The sequence below is a fragment of the Streptomyces sp. NPDC057280 genome (genome assembly GCF_042668605.1).
GTDB lineage: Bacteria > Actinomycetota > Actinomycetes > Streptomycetales > Streptomycetaceae > Streptomyces.
On record NZ_JBHUYR010000003.1, the window covers coordinates 1,084,037 to 1,102,006 of the forward strand.

General features: G+C 70.1%; 19 protein-coding genes. 12 read left to right on the forward strand and 7 right to left on the reverse strand.

Annotation, left to right across the window (positions count from 1 at the left end; translation table 11 throughout):
- Nucleotides 1-10: 10 nt before the first annotated feature.
- The 4 genes from ACFUO4_RS23595 to ACFUO4_RS23610 form a co-directional block, all read right to left on the reverse strand.
- Nucleotides 11-808 (reverse strand): AIM24 family protein, encoded by a 798-nt coding sequence (locus tag ACFUO4_RS23595; RefSeq protein WP_383487763.1) that lies wholly within the window; start codon nucleotides 806-808, stop codon nucleotides 11-13.
- The gene (locus ACFUO4_RS23600; protein ID WP_079311661.1) at nucleotides 805-1,455 is read right to left on the reverse strand and encodes an AIM24 family protein; all 651 of its coding nucleotides are present in this window, start codon (nucleotides 1,453-1,455) and stop codon (nucleotides 805-807) included. Before ACFUO4_RS23600 ends, ACFUO4_RS23595 begins: the two co-directional genes overlap by 4 nt.
- A gap of 1 nt (nucleotide 1,456) precedes the next feature.
- Entirely contained in the window at nucleotides 1,457-2,089 is a 633-nt protein-coding gene (locus ACFUO4_RS23605) for an AIM24 family protein (protein WP_079311662.1), read from the reverse strand.
- Nucleotides 2,090-2,286: 197 nt separating this feature from the next.
- A complete protein-coding gene (locus ACFUO4_RS23610) occupies nucleotides 2,287-2,604 on the reverse strand; it encodes a DUF6191 domain-containing protein (RefSeq protein ID WP_079311663.1) in 318 nt (105 codons plus the stop codon).
- 136 nt (nucleotides 2,605-2,740) lie between these two features.
- Here ACFUO4_RS23610 and ACFUO4_RS23615 point away from each other — a divergent pair, with 136 nt between their 5' ends.
- The 7 genes from ACFUO4_RS23615 (at nucleotide 2,741) to ACFUO4_RS23645 (ending at nucleotide 9,577) form a co-directional block, all read left to right on the forward strand.
- Entirely contained in the window at nucleotides 2,741-3,088 is a 348-nt protein-coding gene (locus ACFUO4_RS23615; RefSeq protein WP_079311664.1) for a DUF3817 domain-containing protein, read from the forward strand.
- Nucleotides 3,085-3,378 carry an MTH1187 family thiamine-binding protein gene (locus ACFUO4_RS23620; protein WP_019060761.1) on the forward strand — a complete coding sequence of 98 codons (294 nt, stop codon included), beginning with the start codon at nucleotides 3,085-3,087 and terminating at the stop codon, nucleotides 3,376-3,378. Before ACFUO4_RS23615 ends, ACFUO4_RS23620 begins: the two co-directional genes overlap by 4 nt.
- Before the next feature lie 150 nt (nucleotides 3,379-3,528).
- Nucleotides 3,529-4,290 carry a hypothetical protein gene (locus ACFUO4_RS23625; RefSeq protein WP_383487769.1) on the forward strand — a complete coding sequence of 254 codons (762 nt, stop codon included), beginning with the start codon at nucleotides 3,529-3,531 and terminating at the stop codon, nucleotides 4,288-4,290.
- The gene (locus ACFUO4_RS23630) at nucleotides 4,287-5,003 is read left to right on the forward strand and encodes a DUF4166 domain-containing protein (protein ID WP_383487771.1); all 717 of its coding nucleotides are present in this window, start codon (nucleotides 4,287-4,289) and stop codon (nucleotides 5,001-5,003) included. Before ACFUO4_RS23625 ends, ACFUO4_RS23630 begins: the two co-directional genes overlap by 4 nt.
- Nucleotides 5,000-5,650 (forward strand): TetR/AcrR family transcriptional regulator, encoded by a 651-nt coding sequence (locus ACFUO4_RS23635; protein WP_383487774.1) that lies wholly within the window; start codon nucleotides 5,000-5,002, stop codon nucleotides 5,648-5,650. Before ACFUO4_RS23630 ends, ACFUO4_RS23635 begins: the two co-directional genes overlap by 4 nt.
- Before the next feature lie 201 nt (nucleotides 5,651-5,851).
- Complete coding sequence (locus tag ACFUO4_RS23640; RefSeq protein ID WP_079311666.1) at nucleotides 5,852-7,618, forward strand: glycosyltransferase family 2 protein; 1,767 nt, start codon at nucleotides 5,852-5,854, stop codon at nucleotides 7,616-7,618.
- A gap of 3 nt (nucleotides 7,619-7,621) precedes the next feature.
- Nucleotides 7,622-9,577: a galactose oxidase-like domain-containing protein gene (locus ACFUO4_RS23645; RefSeq protein WP_383487777.1), complete on the forward strand. Its 1,956-nt coding sequence runs from the start codon at nucleotides 7,622-7,624 to the stop codon at nucleotides 9,575-9,577.
- A gap of 1 nt (nucleotide 9,578) precedes the next feature.
- Here ACFUO4_RS23645 and ACFUO4_RS23650 read toward each other — a convergent pair whose 3' ends face one another.
- Together ACFUO4_RS23650 and ACFUO4_RS23655 are read right to left on the reverse strand one after the other, a co-directional pair.
- Entirely contained in the window at nucleotides 9,579-10,565 is a 987-nt protein-coding gene (locus tag ACFUO4_RS23650; RefSeq protein WP_383487780.1) for a glycoside hydrolase family 6 protein, read from the reverse strand.
- A gap of 153 nt (nucleotides 10,566-10,718) precedes the next feature.
- Nucleotides 10,719-11,699 carry a DUF5937 family protein gene (locus ACFUO4_RS23655; RefSeq protein WP_383487782.1) on the reverse strand — a complete coding sequence of 327 codons (981 nt, stop codon included), beginning with the start codon at nucleotides 11,697-11,699 and terminating at the stop codon, nucleotides 10,719-10,721.
- Between the two features lie 78 nt (nucleotides 11,700-11,777).
- On the opposite strand from ACFUO4_RS23655, the gene ACFUO4_RS23660 reads away from it, so the two are divergent.
- The 4 genes from ACFUO4_RS23660 to ACFUO4_RS23675 all read left to right on the forward strand — a co-directional run bounded on the left by ACFUO4_RS23660 (nucleotide 11,778) and on the right by ACFUO4_RS23675 (nucleotide 15,737).
- Entirely contained in the window at nucleotides 11,778-13,040 is a 1,263-nt protein-coding gene (locus ACFUO4_RS23660) for an MFS transporter (RefSeq protein ID WP_383487785.1), read from the forward strand.
- A 21-nt stretch (nucleotides 13,041-13,061) separates the two neighbouring features.
- Nucleotides 13,062-13,571 carry a MarR family winged helix-turn-helix transcriptional regulator gene (locus ACFUO4_RS23665; protein WP_097269112.1) on the forward strand — a complete coding sequence of 170 codons (510 nt, stop codon included), beginning with the start codon at nucleotides 13,062-13,064 and terminating at the stop codon, nucleotides 13,569-13,571.
- Nucleotides 13,572-13,614: 43 nt separating this feature from the next.
- The gene (locus tag ACFUO4_RS23670) at nucleotides 13,615-13,953 is read left to right on the forward strand and encodes a DUF3817 domain-containing protein (protein ID WP_383487788.1); all 339 of its coding nucleotides are present in this window, start codon (nucleotides 13,615-13,617) and stop codon (nucleotides 13,951-13,953) included.
- A gap of 83 nt (nucleotides 13,954-14,036) precedes the next feature.
- Nucleotides 14,037-15,737, forward strand: a complete 1,701-nt coding sequence (locus ACFUO4_RS23675) for a methylmalonyl-CoA mutase (protein ID WP_383487791.1) — start codon at nucleotides 14,037-14,039, stop codon at nucleotides 15,735-15,737.
- A 19-nt stretch (nucleotides 15,738-15,756) separates the two neighbouring features.
- On the opposite strand, the gene ACFUO4_RS23680 is transcribed toward ACFUO4_RS23675, so the two are convergent.
- Nucleotides 15,757-16,386 (reverse strand): TetR/AcrR family transcriptional regulator, encoded by a 630-nt coding sequence (locus tag ACFUO4_RS23680; protein ID WP_079312655.1) that lies wholly within the window; start codon nucleotides 16,384-16,386, stop codon nucleotides 15,757-15,759.
- A 235-nt stretch (nucleotides 16,387-16,621) separates the two neighbouring features.
- On the opposite strand from ACFUO4_RS23680, the gene ACFUO4_RS23685 reads away from it, so the two are divergent.
- Nucleotides 16,622-17,602 carry a tetratricopeptide repeat protein gene (locus tag ACFUO4_RS23685; protein ID WP_383487794.1) on the forward strand — a complete coding sequence of 327 codons (981 nt, stop codon included), beginning with the start codon at nucleotides 16,622-16,624 and terminating at the stop codon, nucleotides 17,600-17,602.
- The last annotated feature ends 368 nt before the right edge of the window (nucleotides 17,603-17,970 follow it).

The following is a 17,970-nucleotide window of genomic DNA, read 5'->3' on the forward strand; positions in this document are numbered from 1 at the left end:
AGACTACCGCTCACAGCCCGAAGCGACGCTGGAGGTCTCCCAGCTGTCCGGGAAGGCGCGGTACCCCTGATTGCGGTGAAGGGCCCGTGGACGGTACCCCGGAACCGGGCACTCCGGCCTGGTGCGGGACCGCTCCCGTCGCCTGCTCCGCCATCAGCGTCTCGGACGACTGGAGCAGGACGGTGCCGGCGCCCACGAACTCGAACTGGTGCTCCTCCCCGGAGGCCCCACCGAGGCCCGTCATCGCACGTAGGCCGCCCATCAGGCCGGTCATGTAGCCGTGGTCGTAGTGATGGCACGGCGACGGGCAGTCGGCCCAGCCGACCAGTGCCTGAGGATCCACCCGGATCGGCGGTTCCATGAACACCACCGGACCGTTAGATGCGGCGACGAACTTTCCGGTTCCGATCAGTGTCAGAAAACCCGGGACGATCGACTGTTTGAGGGCAAGAGTTGGCTGAAAAGCGAGCAGGTTGCCCGAGCGAATGGTCAGGTTGCCGTCTTCGAGGTCGTACGAATTGACGTCGAAGGCCCGGTCGGCGAGGAGCATCTTGCCGGAACCCTCCGCCACGACCCAGTCGCTCGCGTGCAGAGGCGAATGGAAGGACGTACGGACAAGTCGGTCGAGTCGGCCGTGCCCGATGCCGTTGAAGTCGATCGAGCCGTAGTAGGCGATCATCTTCCCCTTCTGCAGGAACCACTGGCTCCCCTTGAGCTCCACGCAGAAGGTGTAATTGTTGACGTTGTCGTCGGAGGGGAGTGTCGTCGGGTCGTGGACGGTCGGGCCCGCGCCCGGGTGGTGGCTCACAGCTTCTCCTCCGAGGCCTGGACGTACACCGCGCCGCTGCCGCTGAGCTCCAGCTGGAAGGCCTCGCCTGAGCCGCGGCCCACCATGTCCCGCCAGCCGAGCGCGGTCGACAGCTTGTTGCGCACCTCGCCGTGGTGGGCGACGTACGCCTGCGGGTCGACATGGACCGGGCGCTGCGGGGTGATGGGCAGCTCGATGACCCCGCCGTGCGCCATCACCGCCACCGCGCCGTGGCCCTTGAGCGTGGTGGTGAACAGGCCCTGGCCGGTCACCTGGCCGCGGACCATGCCCATGACGCCGCCCTGCGAGCCCATGAACATCGTGCCCTGCTCCAGCGTGCCCTCGAAGGCCAGGAGGCGGTCCGCCTCCACGTAGAGGGTGTCGCCGGCGAGGTTGATCACCTGGACGTGATGGCCGCCGTGCCCGAACAGCACGGTGCCGCTGCCCTCGACCGTCATCAGCGGGGTCGCCTCGTTCGCCACCCGGCGTCCGATCATCGACATGATCCCGCCCTGCCCGCCGCTCATGTTGGGCGTGAAGGACACCTCGCCCCGGTAGGCGAGCATCGCCCCGCGCTGACTGAACAGCCGCTGCCCCGGCGCGACGGTCGCCTCGACCATCTTCGAGTTGAGCTCCCGGAAGGTCATCTCAGACGTCCCCCGCGATCGTGTTCCGCTCGCTGGGCTGGACGTACACCAGGCCGTCGCCCTCGAAGCGGATCTGGAAGGCCTCGCCGCCGCCCTCGCCCATCAGCGTGCGGAACGTCACACCCGACTGGAAGGACTGCCGCAGATTTCCCTGGTGCGCGATGTACGCGCCCGGGTCCACGCTCAGCGGGAACTGCGGGCTGACCCGCAGCACCACGGCCGGGCCGTCCGAGGTGATCGCCGCCTGGCCGTGGCCCTCCACGGTCGTCGTGAACAGCCCGTTGCCCTGCGAGGCGCCCCGCAGGCCCGTGAAGGTCGTGCCCGTCCGCAGGCCGCCGTCGGTCGCGAGCAGGTTGCTCGACTCCACGAACAGCTTGTCGCCCTGGAGGCCGACGAGGTTGATCTCGGAGGCGCGGTCGGCGAACCAGCAGGTCCCCTGCCCCCTCACCTCCATCACCGTCATCTGCTCACCGGTGATCCGCCGGGTGACCATCCCCCGGATGCCCTCACCGCCGCCGCTGAGCTTCTTGAACGCCATCTGTCCGTCGTACGCGACCATCGAGCCGTTCTTCGCCTTCACGGCGTCCCCGGTCATCTCGACGGCGAGCACCTTGCTGCCCTGAAGTCGGAACATCGCCACGCTGCGAAGGTAGCCCGCGACGGCTCCGGCCGACAGAGCCCGTGGGTGGAGACGGACCCTGATCACACCCCTAGGGGCGGCCCATGACGACCCCGGCCACGTCGGCCCAGCCCGCGAGCACCCGTCGGCAACCGCCCGGCTCCCGCGCTCACCCGCTCGCCGAGCCCGGCCTCACCAGCCCGCGTCCGCTCTCACCCGCCGGCTCCCGGAATCCGGATGACCGCCTTGCCCGCGCCCAGGTCGACCGTGGACCTGGGCGGCGCCCCGTCCTCCTCGTCGTCCCGCATCACCAGCGAGCTCTGCCGCTCCTTCAGCTCGTGCTGCTTGCCCGGGGACAGGGCGGCGTGCAGCTGCTCGAAGCCGGTCGCGGAGACCTGCCCCTGCCGCCCCGCGTTCCGCCAGGGCAGGACGCCGGCCCGCCCCGCCCGGAGCAGCAGCTGGTCGACGAAGGCCAGCACGGTGAGCGCCACGACCAGGCCCGGCAGGGTCATGAAGAAGACGAACTGCACACCCACTCCTCAGGCTCTCGACGGACCCCCAAGCCTGCCCCCGCTCCGCCGTTTGCCACAATGGAAGAACGTTTGTGCATGTGTTCACAAACCGGCAGGCCCGCACTCTCGACGCAACTCCCACCGAAGGTGACCCGTGGACATCAAGACCGCCAGCGCCCTCCGCCGCCTCCGCCTCGTCTCCGCCCCGGAGGCGGTCTCCTTCCTGCTTCTGCTCGTCTGCTCGGTGCTGAAGCGGACCACCGACTTCAACGCGGTCCCGGTCATGGGCATGATCCACGGCGTTCTCTTCATCCTGTACGTGATCTTCTGGGCGGACGCCTGGAACCGCGCGAAGTGGTCCTTCGGCACCGCCGCCCTCTACTTCGTCCTGTCCGTCCTGCCCACCGGCGGCTTCTTCGCGGAGCGCAAGCTCCGCCGTGAGGCCGAGGACGCGGTCATCGCCTCCCGCGCGCGTCAGGAGCAGGCGGTGAAGACCTCGTGATCGTCGCCTTCTCCGTGACGCCGCTGGGGGTCGGCGAGGACGTGGGGGAGTACGTCGCCGACGCCGTGCGGGTCGTCCGCGAGTCCGGCCTGCCCAACCGGACCGACGCGATGTTCACCTCGATCGAGGGCGAGTGGGACGAGGTGATGGACGTGGTGAAGCGTGCCGTCGCCGCCGTCGAGGCGCGTGCCCCGCGTGTGTCCGTGGTCCTCAAGGCGGACATCCGGCCCGGGGTGACCGACGGACTGACCTCCAAGGTGGAGACCGTGGAGCGGCACCTCGCCGAGTAGCCCGGCGCTTCCGCTTCCCTGTGAACCCCGGCCCGCGCGGGCCGGGGTTTTCTTGTGCTCAGTGTTTGAGCGATCGCTCAAAGAGGTGTACCTTCTGATCCCGAAGGTTTGAGCGGTCGCTCAAACAACAGGCTGACCTGGGGGAATCAGATGGGTCACAACAGCCTCTACATCGAGGCGCACATCCGCACCGACCTCGACGACCTGTGGTCCCGCACGCAGGAGCCGTCCGAGCACCAGCGCTGGGACCTCCGCTTCACGGAGATCGACTACCTCCCGCGAGGGGACGGCGAGCCGCAGCGCTTCCGCTACGCCACACGCGTGCTGCCCTTCCTCACCATCGCCGGGACCGGCGTCTCGGCCGGCGAGAAGGAGCGCCCCGACGGCACCCGCACCTCCGCCCTCCGCTTCTCCTCCCCGCACCCCCTCTCCCTCCTCGCCGAGGGCAGCGGCTACTGGCGCTACGTCCCGGACGGCGACGGGGTCCGCTTCCTGACCGGCTACGACTACCGGCCCCGTTGGGGTGCATTCGGCGCGGGTGCCGACCGGCTGCTGTTCCGGCCGCTCATGGGCTGGGCGACGGCGTGGTCCTTCGACCGGCTCCGGCTGTGGCTGGAGCGCGGGATCACTCCGGAGCGGGCGTGCCTGAACTGGCTGGCCGAGCTGCTGGCACGGGCCCTGGTGATCGTGCTCGCCTGCACGGGCTTCGGGTACGGCAGCCTGCTGCGGCTGAGCGGGTCCCTCGCGCCGCTCTTCTTCTACTGGATGCCCGCGCTCGCCCTGGTCGCCCTCGCGCTGGCCCTCTTCGCCCCGCCTCTGCCCGGCACCCCGGCCGCCCGCCGCTGCCTGCGCCGCCCGCCGACCCAGACCCACGCACCCCGGCTCCTGCGCACCCTGGAGAACCCGCGATGACCATGCATCCCGCGTCCTTTGGGGCGCCTTCGCCGGCCTCGATCTTCCGCGCCGCGATGGGCTCGGCCTTCGACGGTCTCCACCCTCAGCTCCAGCGGCGCTTCTCCGTCGGCCTGGCGAGCGGTGAGGCCTGCACCGGGCGGGGGGTCATGGACCGCATCTGGCACGGCGGGGCCTTCGTGAAGCCGTTCCTCGCGCTCGGCACCACCCGCAACATCCTCGTCCCGCGCACCGGCCGCAACGTCCCCTTCGTCATCGAGAACGTGCCGTACACCGACACCTACGGTCGTGAGACGGTGACCTTCGTGCGCACCTTCGACCTGCCCGGCCGCTCCCGCCGCTTCGACGCCCAGATGGTCCTGGGTCCCCGCGGCGACCGCGTCCTCGACTACCTCGGCACCCACCAGCACCTGGCGACCGACCTGTACTTCCACGCCGAGCCCGACGGCTCGCTCCTCATCCGCTCCGGCGAACACCGGTTCCGGGAGGGTGCGGTGGACGTCCGGGTGCCCGAGCTGATCGGCGCCACGGCCGAGGTCCGGGAGTCCTTCGACGACCACTCGGGCCGCTTCCGCATCCGCGTCAGGGTCGTCAACAAGTACTTCGGGCCCCTCTTCGGCTACGAGGGTTCCTTCAGGGCGACGTACAGCGACATCCGGTCCTGCGGTGTCCGCCCCGGACTGCGCCCGGTCCGCGAGGAGTCGCGCGCGTGAGTCCCGAGACCGCGAAGTCGCAGGAGACCAAGACCAAGCTGCTCGAGGGCGCCCTGCGGACCCTCGTCGACCAGGGCATCGCGAAGGCGTCGGCGCGCACGATCGCCTCGGCGGCCGGCGTCAACCAGGCGCTGGTCTTCTACCACTTCGGCTCGGTCGACGAACTCCTCGCGGCGGCCTGCCGGTACGGCGCCGAGCAGGCCGTGTCCCGCTACCGCCCCCGCTTCGACCAGGTGCGTTCGCTCTCCGAACTCCTCGTGGTGGGGCGGCAGATCCACGAGGAGGAGCGCTCCGGCGGCCATGTCGCCCTCCTCGGCCAGCTGCTGGCCGGTGCCCAGACCCACGAGAGCCTCGCGGTGGCCACGGCGGCCGGTCTGGAGTCCTGGATCACCGAGATCGAGAAGGTCCTGAGGAGGGTCCTCGCGGGCACCCCCTTCGAGGAGTTCACCGACCCGGCGGGCCTGGCGCGCGCGGTCGCCGCGTCGTTCGTGGGCATCGAGCTGTACGAGGGCGTGGACCTGCCGGGCGCGACGGCCGCGCTGGACGCGCTGGAGCAACTGGGCGTCCTGGGCGCCGCGTTGGAGGAGCTGGGCCCGGTGGCCCAGCGTGCGGTGCGACTCCATCTGCGGCGCACGAACCGCCGCTGACCTCACGCCCCGCCACCCCTGAGCCGCCCGCATCCACCTCCACGACTTCCCCGACGACGGCTTCCTCGGCGGGGCCGGCCCCAGGTGCCCGAGCCGGTCGCCGGATCGCCCGGCTGGCCCCTCCCGGTTCGACACGCCCAGGAAACTCCACTTTCGTGTGCATATCGGGCATGTCGGATGTTTCGATCACTGGAGGGCGCTGTGCGGCCGGAGGGCTACGACTACGACACCTACAGCCGAGTGGCCGGACCGCTGACGGAGCCGTCCGGCACGCCGTACCAGGTGCAGTACACCTCACTCCTCTCCGGCGAGCCCCACCGAATACGAGCGATCCTGCTGATGTCCCTCGCGCCGGTGCTCACCGGCGTCCTCCTGGTCTATCTCGTCTGGCCCACCCACTGGGTCGAGCGCGAGGGCGGCGACGCGTGGATGGTCTGGCTCGACATCACGATGCTGATAGCCATCGGGCTGATCGAGCTGTTCATGGTCGTCAACGTGGCCTCCGTGGCCCACGCGACCCTCGTCGCCCGCGACCCCGTCCCCGTCACCCCCGAACCCGGCACCCGCGTCGCCTTCCTCACGACGTACGTCCCGGGCAAGGAACCCCTCGCCATGGTCCGCGCCACCCTCGAAGGCGCCACGAAGGTCACCCACGACGGCCCGCTCGACGTCTGGCTCCTCGACGAGGGGGACGACGAGAAGGCGAAGGCCCTGTGCGCGGAGCTCGGCGTCCGGCACTTCACCCGGCACGGCGTCCCGGAGTGGAACCGCACCAAGGGCGTCCACAAGGCCCGCACCAAGCACGGCAACTACAACGCGTGGATCGCCCTGCACGGCGGCGACTACGAGTTCTTCGCCGCCGTCGACACCGACCACGTCCCGCTCCCCAACTTCCTGGAGCGGATGATGGGTTACTTCCGCGACCCGGACGTCGCCTTCGTCGTCGGCCCCCAGGTGTACGGCAACTACCACAACCCCGTCACCAAGGCCGCCGAGTCACAGCAGTTCCTCTTCCACGCCCTGATCCAGCGGGCCGGCAACCGCTACCGCTCACCCATGTTCGTCGGCACCAACAACGTCGTACGCATCGCCGCCCTCCAGCAGATCGGCGGCCTGTACGACTCCATCACCGAGGACATGGCCACCGGCTTCGAACTGCACCGGCACCGCAACCCCAGGACCCGCCGCCACTGGCGTTCCGTCTACACCCCCGACGTGGTCGCGGTCGGCGAGGGTCCGGCCTCCTGGACCGACTTCTTCACCCAGCAGATGCGCTGGTCGAGGGGGACGTACGAGACGCTGCTCAAGCAGTACTGGAAGGCGCCGTTCACGATGCCTCCCGGGCGGCTGTTCTCGTACACGCTGATGCTCGTCTACTACCCGATGACGGCCGTCAACTGGTTCCTGGGCATCCTGAGCTGCTTCCTCTTCCTCTGGTTCGGCGCGTCCGGCACGCAGGTCGCCGCCTCCGTCTGGCTGATGCTCTACAGCGACGCGGCCGCCCTCCAGATCGGCCTGTACCTGTGGAACCGCCGCCACAACGTCTCCCCGCACGAACCCGAGGGCTCCGGCGGCCTCGCGGGCATGGCGATGTCGGCGCTCTCTGCACCCATCTACCTCAAGTCCTTCGGCGCGGCCCTCCTCCGCCGGCCCAGCCGCTTCGTCGTCACCCCCAAGGGCGGCGACGCCAGCCCGGACCGGCTCCTCACCTTCCGCATCCACCTCTTCTGGGCGCTCCTCCTCGCCACCTCGCTGGCCGCCTCGGTCGTCCTCGACCACACCCATGCGGCCATGCGCACCTGGGCGGTCCTCGCGATGGCCATCTCGCTTGCCCCGGTGGCGATATGGCTGGCCACCACGCTCAAGGAGCGCAGGGCCCGGCAGTCGCTGCGCGCCTCCGCCCGGGTCGTCGACGGCAGCGAACCCGCCCTCGCCACCACCTCCCGCACCACGACAGGAGGCAACTAGGCCATGGCCTACCAGCCGTCCCAGAAGACCAAGAAGACCGTCCTCGGCATCGGCGGCATCGCCGTCCTGGTCGGCCTCAACGCCCCCGCCGCACTGGACTTCGCCGAGAAGCAGTACGACGCGTACAAGATCGCCCAGCCCGAGTACCAGGCGAAGTACGGGAGTTGGGCCACCGTCGACATCCCGCAGGAGTACCGCACCAACGCCATCCACGCGGCGCTCCTGCACACCGGCAAGGTGCTGATCGTCGCGGGATCCGGGAACGAGCAGAAGAAATTCGACGAGGGCTCCTTCGACACGATCCTGTGGGACCCGAAGGCCGACACCTTCAAGAAGATCCCCACGCCCGACGACTTCTTCTGCTCCGGCCACGCCCAACTCCCCGACGGCCGCCTGCTGGTGGCCGGCGGCACCGCCCGCTACGAACTCCTCGACGGCGAGATCGACCGGGCCGGCGGCGGCATGCGGGTGAAGAACGAGAACCCCGACAAGGCGATGGTTCTGAAGAAGGGCACCCGCTTCCGCTCGCCCGCGGGGGTCGAGTACGTCACCAAGTTCGACGTCACCGTGCCGAAGGCACAGAAGAAGTTCAAGATCACGTACAACGCCGCCGGTGTCATGCAGCCCTGGCAGACGAAGGTGACGGCCTCCGAGGCCCGTGTCTTCGTCGAGGCCGTAGAGAAGGGCCCGATGTCGGTCACCGACAAGCAGGCCCAGTACGAGGTCGTGGGCCTGAAAGGCAAGGACGCCGACAACGTCTACGGCCTGTCGGAGAAGATCACCCTCGACAAGCAGGACTTCCAGGGCATCCGTGCCGCCTACGAGTTCGACCCGGTCGCCGAGCGGTACATACCCGTCGACCCGATGGACAAGGCACGCTGGTACCCGACCCTCGTCGGCCTCGACGACGGCCGCGTCCTCGCGGTCTCCGGCCTGGACGACGTCGGAGTGATCGACCCGGGCGACAACGAGATCTACGACCCGAAGACCAAGAAGTGGTCCCGCGGCCCCAAGCGGTACTTCCCGACCTACCCCGCGCTCTTCCTCACCAAGGGCGGCAAGCTCTTCTACCCGGCCTCCAACGCCGGTTACGGACCCGCCGACAAGGGCCGCGAGCCGGGCCTGTGGGACCTGAAGACCAACACCTTCGAGAAGGTGCCGGGCCTGCGCGACGCCGAGGAGACGGAGACGTCCGCATCGCTGCTGCTGCCGCCCGCGCAGGACCAGAAGGTGATGATCCTCGGCGGCGGAGGCGTCGGCGAGTCCAGGAAGTCGACCCCGCGCACCGCGGTCGTCGACCTCAAGGCGGACAACCCCGTCTTCAAGGACGGCCCCGACCTCCCCCAGGGCACCCGGTACCTGAACAGCGTGATCATGCCGGACGACACCGTCTTCACCTCGAACGGCTCCGAGGACTACCGCGGCCGCAGCGCCAGCAACATCCTCAAGGCACAGTTCTACGACCCCAAGGGCAACGTCTTCCGCGAGGCGGCCGCCCCCACGGTCGGTCGCAACTACCACTCCGAGGCGCTGCTGTTGCCCGACGGCCGGGTCGCCACCTTCGGCTCCGACCCGCTCTTCGACGACCAGCAGAACACCAAGCTGGGCCACTTCGAGCAGCGGATGGAGGTCTTCACCCCACCCGCCCTGCACCGCAACGCCGCCAACCGGCCGGTGCTGAGGGACGGTTCGCAGGTCCTCGCCGACGACCACCGCGCGACGTACCGCACCGACCACCCCGACCGGATCGCCAAGGCCCGGCTGATGCGGCCGAGCGCGGTCACCCACACCACCGACGTCGAGCAGCGTTCCATCGAACTGGGCCTGACCAAGGGCGCCCACTCGGTGACGGTCGAGGTGCCCAAGGACCCGACCCTGGTCCCGCCGGGCTGGTACATGCTGTTCGTGACGGACGCCGACGGCACGCCGTCGGAGGCGAAGTGGATCCAGGTGAAGTGACCTACGAGCCCTGGGCGTTGCGCGCCAGGCCCAGGGCGTACTCCGGCCACCACTGCCCGGCGTCCGGACCGCCCTCGCAGGTGCCGTCCGACTCGCCGGGCCGCTTGACCCACAGGTAGGCGTCGAGAGCGGGCTCGTCGGTCCTCGTGGTCGGCCGGGTACCGAGGGCCCTGCCGGGCGGGTTGCACCACGCGCCCGGCAGCGGCCCGTTGCCGTTGCGGCTGGAGTCGATGACGAAGTGCTTGCCGCCGAGTTCCTCGGACAGCCGGACGCCGTACTTCTTGGTGACGTCGTCCGTCTGGAAGTTGGAGACGTTCAGTGAGAACCCGTCCGCCCGCTCCACCCCGGCCCGCTTCAGCGGCTCGACCAGTTTCCCCGGGTCCTTGATCCAGGACGGGTTGCCCGCGTCCAGGTACACCTTGGTGTGCGGCTGCCGCTTGAGCCGGGCGATCGCCTCACCCAGCAACTGCTCGCGCTCCGCGTGGTACTCACCGGGCGTGCACCCGTCCACGTTGTGCGCGACGGCGTCCGGCTCCAGCACGACGAGCGCCTTGGCGTTACCGAGCGCCTCGGCGAACTTCCCGATCCAGTCCCGGTAGGTGTCCGCGTCGGCCGCCCCGCCCGCCGAGTGCTGGCCGCAGTCCCGGTGCGGGATGTTGTACGCCACGAAGAGCGCGGTGCGGTCCGCGGCCTTCGCCGCGGTGGTCGCTGTGCGCACGGCAGGGGTCGGGTCGATCTCGCCGGCCGGCCAGAGCGCGGCGGGCTGATCGGCGATTCTCTCAAGCAGCGCGGCGTCCGCGGCCCGCCCCTCCCGTCGCCACAGCTCGATCTGCTGGGCGGCGGGGCTGGCCGGGTCCACCCAGAACGGCGAGTTCCGGTCGGGGCTCGCGCCGGCGACGGAGGCTTGGTCGAGGTCGGGGGCGGATGAGCAGCCGGCGGTGAGGAGGAGGGCGGTGAGGGCGGCGAGGGTGTGGGTCAGCCGGGGCATGCTGCTCCCTTGCGCGAGGATGGGTGTTTGGTGACGATATGTCACCCATCGTTACACGAGGGGCAAGTTTGGCCTCGACTAAGAGCTCGGGGTGGAGGGTGGTGTGTCGGGTGCGTGCTCGGTGTGGCCGGTCGCGCAGTTCCCCGCGCCCCTTCAGGGCGTTGTGGTGAGGGCGATGCCCAGTGGGGTTCGTTCGTAGAGGACCTGGTGACCGTAGCGGCGTGAAGTGAGCAGGCCCGCCTCGCGCAGAACCGTCAGGTGTGCCGACACCGACGACGGCGCGAGACCCAACCGGTGTGCGAGAGCGGTGGTCGTGGCGGGTTCGTCGAGGGCGGTCAGGACTGCTGCTCGGCCACGGCCGAGGAGTCGTACGAGCGCCTCCGGCGTACGGTCGGCGGGCTCTGACCACAGGCCGCCGATGCCGCGTGCCGGGTAGACCAGCATGGGTTGCCAGGGTGGGTCGAAACCGCTGACCACGTCCGGCCAGACGAAGACGCTGGGCATCAGCACCAGGCCCTGCCCGGCCAGGTGCCGCTCGTGCCGGCCGTTGGTCTCGATGGTCAGCGTGCCCGCGTCCCAGCCGCACCGCCGGTTGATCTCCGGCAGCAGCCCGCCGAGCCCCACCTCGGCCAGCCGTCGGGAGTGGAAGGCGATGTCCGCCTCCAGCAGGGCGCGCAGCCGGGGCCAGTCCGGTTCGACGAGCCGGTGCCAGGCCTCCTCCATGGCGTCCGCCAGTTCCCGCACCATCCGCTCGGGATCGGCCAGCCAGGCCCGGCCGTACGACGACTCCAGCGCGCCCGGGGTGTCGGCGAGCGACTGGGCGGTGTCCGCGCGGGCCGCCTCGGGATCGGCGGCGCGGACCGCGGCGATCTCCTCCTCGAACGTGGCGGCCGCCCCGCTCGGCGGCGGGCAGAGCCAGTCGGGGGAGTGTCCGCGGCGCGGCATCAGCAGCCAGAGCGGGGTGAGGTCGAGTGCGGCTGCGGCGTCGCGGATGCGGCGCAGCCAGGGCGCGTGATAGCCGTGCCGGTCGGGCCGCTTGAGGGTGCGGACCGCGTCCTGCGTCTCCCACAACGGCGACAGGGCGAAGCGGCAGCGGAGGAAGTCGTCCTCCCCGAAGTGCAGTCGCGACGGCATGGGGCCTCTCTGGGCCGGAAGATTCGGCTGGTGCCGAAACTCTAGGGCGCGGTGGCGGCGGAGGGCCACGCTCTGCCCATGACGGACACCCTGAGCGCCCCGCCCACCGGCTACGCCCGCGTCTTCGCCGTACGCGAGTTCCGCGCGGTCTTCGCCGCGCACCTGCTCTCGCTGCTGGGCGTGGTGGTCGCCGAGATCTCGCTGTCCGTCCTCGTCTACGACCTGACCGGCTCCCCCTTGCTGAGCGCGCTGACGTTCGCGCTCGGATTCCTGCCGTACGTCGTCGGCGGCACCCTTCTCTCGGGGGTCGCCGACCGTTTCCCGGCCCGGCGGGTGCTGGTGCTGAGCGACCTGGTGTGCGCGGCGTGCGTGCTGCCGATGACGCTGCCCGGGGCGCACATCGCGGTGCTGCTCGCGCTGCGGTGCGCGTTGGCCGTGGTGTCGCCGGTGTTCGCGGGGACGCGGATGGCGACGCTGGCGGACATCCTCGGGGACGGGGACCTGTTCGTGCTGGGCCGCTCGCTGCTGCGGATCGTGTCGCAGGGGGCGCTGCTCGCCGGGTACGGCGTGGGCGGGCTGCTGCTGACCGTCGTGTCGCCGCGGCACGCCCTGCTGATCACGGTGGTCACGTTCTGCGCGTCGGCCGGGTTGCTGCGGTTCGGCACACGGAGGCGACCCGCGCGGGCGGCGGCGTCGGGTGGGAGCACGCTCCTGACGGATTCCCTGACGGGCGCGAGGCAGGTGCTGGCGGACCGCAGGGTGCGGGTGCTGCTGTTCCTGTTCTGGCTGCCGCCGATGTTCGCGGTGGTGCCAGAGGCGCTGGCGGCGCCGTACGCGGACGAGCTGGGCGTCGGTTCGGTCGGGCTGGGGCTGCTGATGTGCGCGCTGCCGCTGGGGACCATCGCGGGTGAGCTGTGGGCGGGCGCGCGGCTGCGGCCCGCGGCGCGGGAACGGATCGCGCTGCCGCTGGTGTGCGTGACGCTGCTGCCGTACGTGGGCTATGCCCTGCGTCCGGGGCCGGCGGTGTCGTTGCTCCTCCTCTTCCTCTCGGGCGCCGGCTCGGCGTACACGCTGGGTCTGGACCAGTGGTTCGTGCGGGCGGTGCCGGAGGTGCTGCGGGGGCGGGCGATGACGCTGCTCACGGCCGGGTTGATGACGATCCAGGGGGTGGGGATGGCGCTGGCGGGGGTGGTGGCGGAGTTCGCGGGGGTGGCGTGGACGGTGGCGGGGGCCGGGGTGGTGGGGGCGGTGGGCTGCGCGGTGCTGGCGGCCGAGGCACGCCGGACGGGTGAGGAGGCGGCGGCCCGACCGAATGCCAAGACGGGGCTGACCACCATGTGACCGGCCGGTAAGGTCAGTGCCGTGCCGAAGCCCCTCAGTCTTCCCTTCGATCCCATCGCCCGCGCCGACGAGCTCTGGAAGCAGCGCTGGGGAAACGTGCCGTCGATGGCCGCGATCACCTCGATCATGCGGGCCCACCAGATCCTGCTGGCCGAGGTCGACGCGGTGGTCAAGCCGTACGGACTGACCTTCGCGCGCTACGAGGCGCTGGTCCTGCTCACCTTCTCCAAGGCCGGCGAGCTGACCATGTCCAAGATCGGCGAACGCCTGATGGTGCATCCGACGTCGGTGACGAACACGGTGGACCGCCTGGTGAAGTCCGGCCTGGTCGACAAGAAGCCCAACCCCAACGATGGCCGCGGCACGCTCGCCGTCATCACGGACAAGGGCCGCGAGGTCGTTGAGGCCGCGACCCGCGACCTCATGGCCATGGACTTCGGCCTCGGCGTCTACGACGCGGAGGAATGCGGCGAGATCTTCGCGATGCTGAGACCCCTGCGGGTGGCGGCGAACGACTTCGACGAGGACTGACCCGGCCCAAGATCTCCCGGAACCGGCGGTTACGCTCGAACGCATGAAAAAGAGCGTGCTGACCCGCTACCGCGTCATGGCCTACGTCACCGGCGTGCTGCTCGTCCTGCTGACCCTGGGCGTCATCGCCAAGTACCTGTTCAAGATGGACGGCGCGGACAGCTTCACCAGCGTCGTCGGCATCGCCCACGGCTGGCTGTACGTGATCTACCTGGTCTTCGCCTTCGACCTGGGATCCAAGGCCAGGTGGCCGGTCAAGAAGCAGCTCTGGGTCCTGCTTGCAGGAACGATTCCCACGGCGGCCTTCTTCGTGGAGCGCAAGGTCACGCACGAGCTGGCGGCCCAGGTCTCCGAGGACGGCGCGGTCGTCGCCAAGGCGTGACCACACCGCCGCGAGAGTGACCCACCCGGGCTCGCGGCGGTTTCCCATCGACACTTACTAGGACGTCCTAGTAAATTTGAAGCATGGACGCTGACGCCATCGAAGAGGGCCGCCGTCGGTGGCAGGCCCGGTATGACGGTTCTCGGAAGCGGGAGGGCGACTTCACCACGCTCTCGGGGGATGCCGTGGAGCCGGTGTACGGGCCTCGGGCGGGGGATCGTTACGAGGGGTTCGAGCGGATCGGGTGGCCGGGGGAGTTTCCGTTCACCCGGGGGCTCTATGCGACCGAGTACCGAGGGCGGACGTGGACCATCCGGCAGTTCGCCGGGTTCGGGAACGCCGAGCAGACCAACGAGCGGTACAAGATGATCCTCGCCAATGGGGGCGGGGGGCTGTCCGTCGCGTTTGACATGCCTACCCTCATGGGGCGGGACTCCGATGATCCGCGGTCGCTCGGGGAAGTCGGGCACTGCGGGGTCGCCATCGACTCCGCCGCCGACATGGAGGTGCTGTTCAAGGACATCCCGCTCGGGGACGTCACCACCTCCATGACCATCAGTGGGCCTGCTGTGCCGGTGTTCTGTATGTATCTCGTCGCCGCCGAGCGGCAGGGCGTCGATCCGGGGGTGCTCAACGGCACGCTCCAGACCGACATCTTCAAGGAGTACATCGCCCAGAAGGAGTGGCTCTTCCAGCCCGAGCCCCATCTGCGGCTCATCGGGGACCTGATGGAGTACTGCGCGGCCGGCATTCCCGCCTACAAGCCGCTGTCCGTGTCCGGGTACCACATCCGGGAGGCCGGGTCCACGGCCGCCCAGGAGCTCGCCTACACCCTCGCCGACGGGTTCGGCTACGTGGAGTTGGGGCTCTCGCGCGGGCTCGACGTGGATGTGTTCGCTCCTGGGCTGTCCTTCTTCTTCGACGCCCACGTCGACTTCTTCGAGGAGGTCGCCAAGTTCCGGGCGGCGAGGCGGATTTGGGCCCGGTGGATGCGGGACGTGTACGGGGCCCGCTCCGAGAAGGCTCAGTGGCTGCGGTTCCATACGCAGACCGCGGGTGTGTCGCTGACCGCCCAGCAGCCTTACAACAACGTCGTGCGGACCGCCGTCGAGGCGCTCGCCGCCGTGCTCGGTGGTACCAACTCCCTGCACACCAACGCCCTCGACGAGACCCTCGCACTGCCGAGCGAGCAGGCCGCCGAGATCGCGCTGCGGACCCAGCAGGTCCTCATGGAGGAGACCGGCGTCGCCAACGTCGCGGATCCGCTGGGTGGTTCGTGGTACGTCGAGCAGCTGACGGACCGAATCGAGGCCGACGCCGAGCGGATCTTCGAGCAGATCAAGGAGCGGGGGCTGCGGGCGCATCCGGACGGACGGCACCCGATCGGGCCGATCACGTCCGGGATTCTGCGCGGGATCGAGGACGGCTGGTTCACCGGGGAGATCGCCGAGTCCGCGTTCCGGTACCAGCAGGCCCTGGAGAAGGGGGACAAGAGGGTGGTGGGCGTCAACGTCCATCACGGATCCGTCACCGGGGACCTGGAGATCCTGCGGGTCTCTCACGAGGTCGAGCGGGAGCAGGTGCGGGTGCTGGGCAGCCGGAAGGCGACGCGGGACGACGCCGCGGTGCGCGGGGCACTGGACGCCATGCTCGCCGCCGCGCGCGACGGGGCCAACATGATCGAGCCGATGCTCGACGCGGTGCGGGCCGAGGCGACGCTGGGTGAGATCTGCGGGGTGCTGCGGGAGGAGTGGGGGGTGTACACGGAGCCCGCCGGGTTCTGACAGAGAGGGCGTCGGGGGGTCACACCGTCTGTGACGCCCCGGCCAACCCCAGCAGCAACACCCGTGTGAACCCCCGTACCCACTCCTCGTCCGCCGGTTCCGCGCTCACCAGCGTGCGGTGGACCACCGCGCCCGCCACCACGTCGAAGATCAGGTCGACCGTGCGGGAGGCCTCCGCGGGGTCGGACTCCGGGGGGAGTTCGCCGCGTGTCTGGGCCCGTGCGCGGCCCTCCAGGACCAGGCGCTTCTGGCGGTCGACGATCGAGGCGCGGATGCGTTCGCGCAGGGCGTCGTCGCGGGTCGACTCCGCCACCACCGCCATCAGACCGCTCTTCGCCTCCGGGCGCGCCAGGATCGCCGCGAACTGCAGGACCACGCCCTCGATGTCGGCGGCCAGGGTGCCGCGGTCGGGGAGGCGCAGTTCGTCGAAGAGCTCGGCCACCGCGTCCACCACCAGCTCGTTCTTGCCCGGCCAGCGGCGGTAGATCGTCGTCTTCGCAACCGCCGCCCGCGCCGCCACGTCTCCCAGCGTGAGCTTGGACCAGCCCAGCTCCACCAGCGCCTCCCGCGTCGCCGCCAGGATCGCGGCGTCCGCGGCGGCGGAGCGGGGGCGTCCTGTGGCGCGTGGGGAGGGAGTGGAGCTCTGCATCCCCCGACCATAACCGGCTCTTCCTGTGAAGCCGTGAGGGAGATCACCGGAAGGCGGTCGTCAGGAGGCACGCAGTGCCATTACGCTACGACTCGTAGCGAAACCACTGGCGTGGGGTGGGGACCCGGCGTCGAACATCACTGGACCGGTGCTGACCACCACAGAACCGGTCCAGAGCCTGACCAGCTTTCACCATGCTTTTCACCTACGCGCGCGAACGGGGGAGGATAGGCGCATGCAGCCACGGAACATGTCCATGAGCGGAGTCGTCGACCTCGCCGCGGTGAAGGCGGCCCAGGAGGCCAAGGCGAAGGCGGAGCAGGCGCGGGCCGAGGCCGCGCGGCAGGGCGGGGGCCCGGGGGCCGTGTCGCCCGCCGATCTCGTCATCGACGTCGACGAGGCCGGGTTCGAGCGGGACGTCCTGCAGCGCTCCACCGAGGTGCCCGTCGTCATCGACTTCTGGGCCGAGTGGTGCGAGCCGTGCAAGCAGCTGAGCCCGGTCCTCGAGCAGCTCGTCGTCGAGTACAACGGCCGCCTCCTCCTCGCCAAGATCGACGTCGACGCCAACCAGATGCTGATGCAGCAGTTCGGGGTGCAGGGCATCCCGGCTGTGTTCGCCGTCGTCGCCGGGCAGGCGCTGCCGCTCTTCCAGGGCGCCGCCGGCAAGGAGCAGATCCAGCAGACCCTGGACCAGCTGGTGCAGGTCGCCGAGCAGCGCTTCGGGCTGACCGGCCTCACCGTCGACCCCGACGCCGCCCCCGGTGCCGCCAAGGACGCCGGTCCGGCCGTTCCCGCCGGGCCCTACGACGCCCTCCTGGAGGCCGCCGTACAGGCCCTGGACGCGGGCGACTTCGGCGGTGCCGTCCAGGCGTACAAGAACGTACTGAGCGACGACCCGGGCAACACGGAGGCCAAACTCGGCCTCGCGCAGGCCGAGTTGCTGCACCGGGTGCAGGGGCTCGACCCGCAGCAGGTGCGCCAGGACGCGGCCGCGAAGCCGGCCGACGTGCAGGCGCAGGTCGCCGCTGCCGATCTGGATCTGGTCGGCGGACATGTCGAGGACGCCTTCGGGCGGCTCATCGAGACGGTGCAGCGCACCGCCGGTGACGACCGGAACGCCGTACGTGTCCGGTTGTTGGAGCTTTTCGAGGTCGTCGGGCCCGATGACCCGCGGGTGATCGCGGCGCGCCGGGCGCTCGCGCGGGCGCTGTTCTGACCGGGGCGAGGCCCCCGTTCTGAGCAGCCGCTAAACGTTCGGGCATGTGGTGCCCGAGTGAAAGATTTGCCGATGGAGCGTCACTGCGGCCGCGCTTTACCAAATCTTGGTAATCGCGGCCGCTGTTACTGCAAGTAAGTTCTGGGCGGTGTTCCGCCCGATTATGTCCATCCGTCAACTGCTTTGTCCGGCCCCTCAGAGCTACCCGGAGTCGTCGGCCGAGACCGGTGGGTCGTTGTTCGGTTATCCGGCCGTTACTACCGAGTAACGAAGCCCCTTGTGCGGGCGGCGAGAATGCACCACGATCGGCGACGCTCGGTCCATTCCCCGTACCCCGACAGCCGGTCGGGCACGCGGGAACTCCTGGG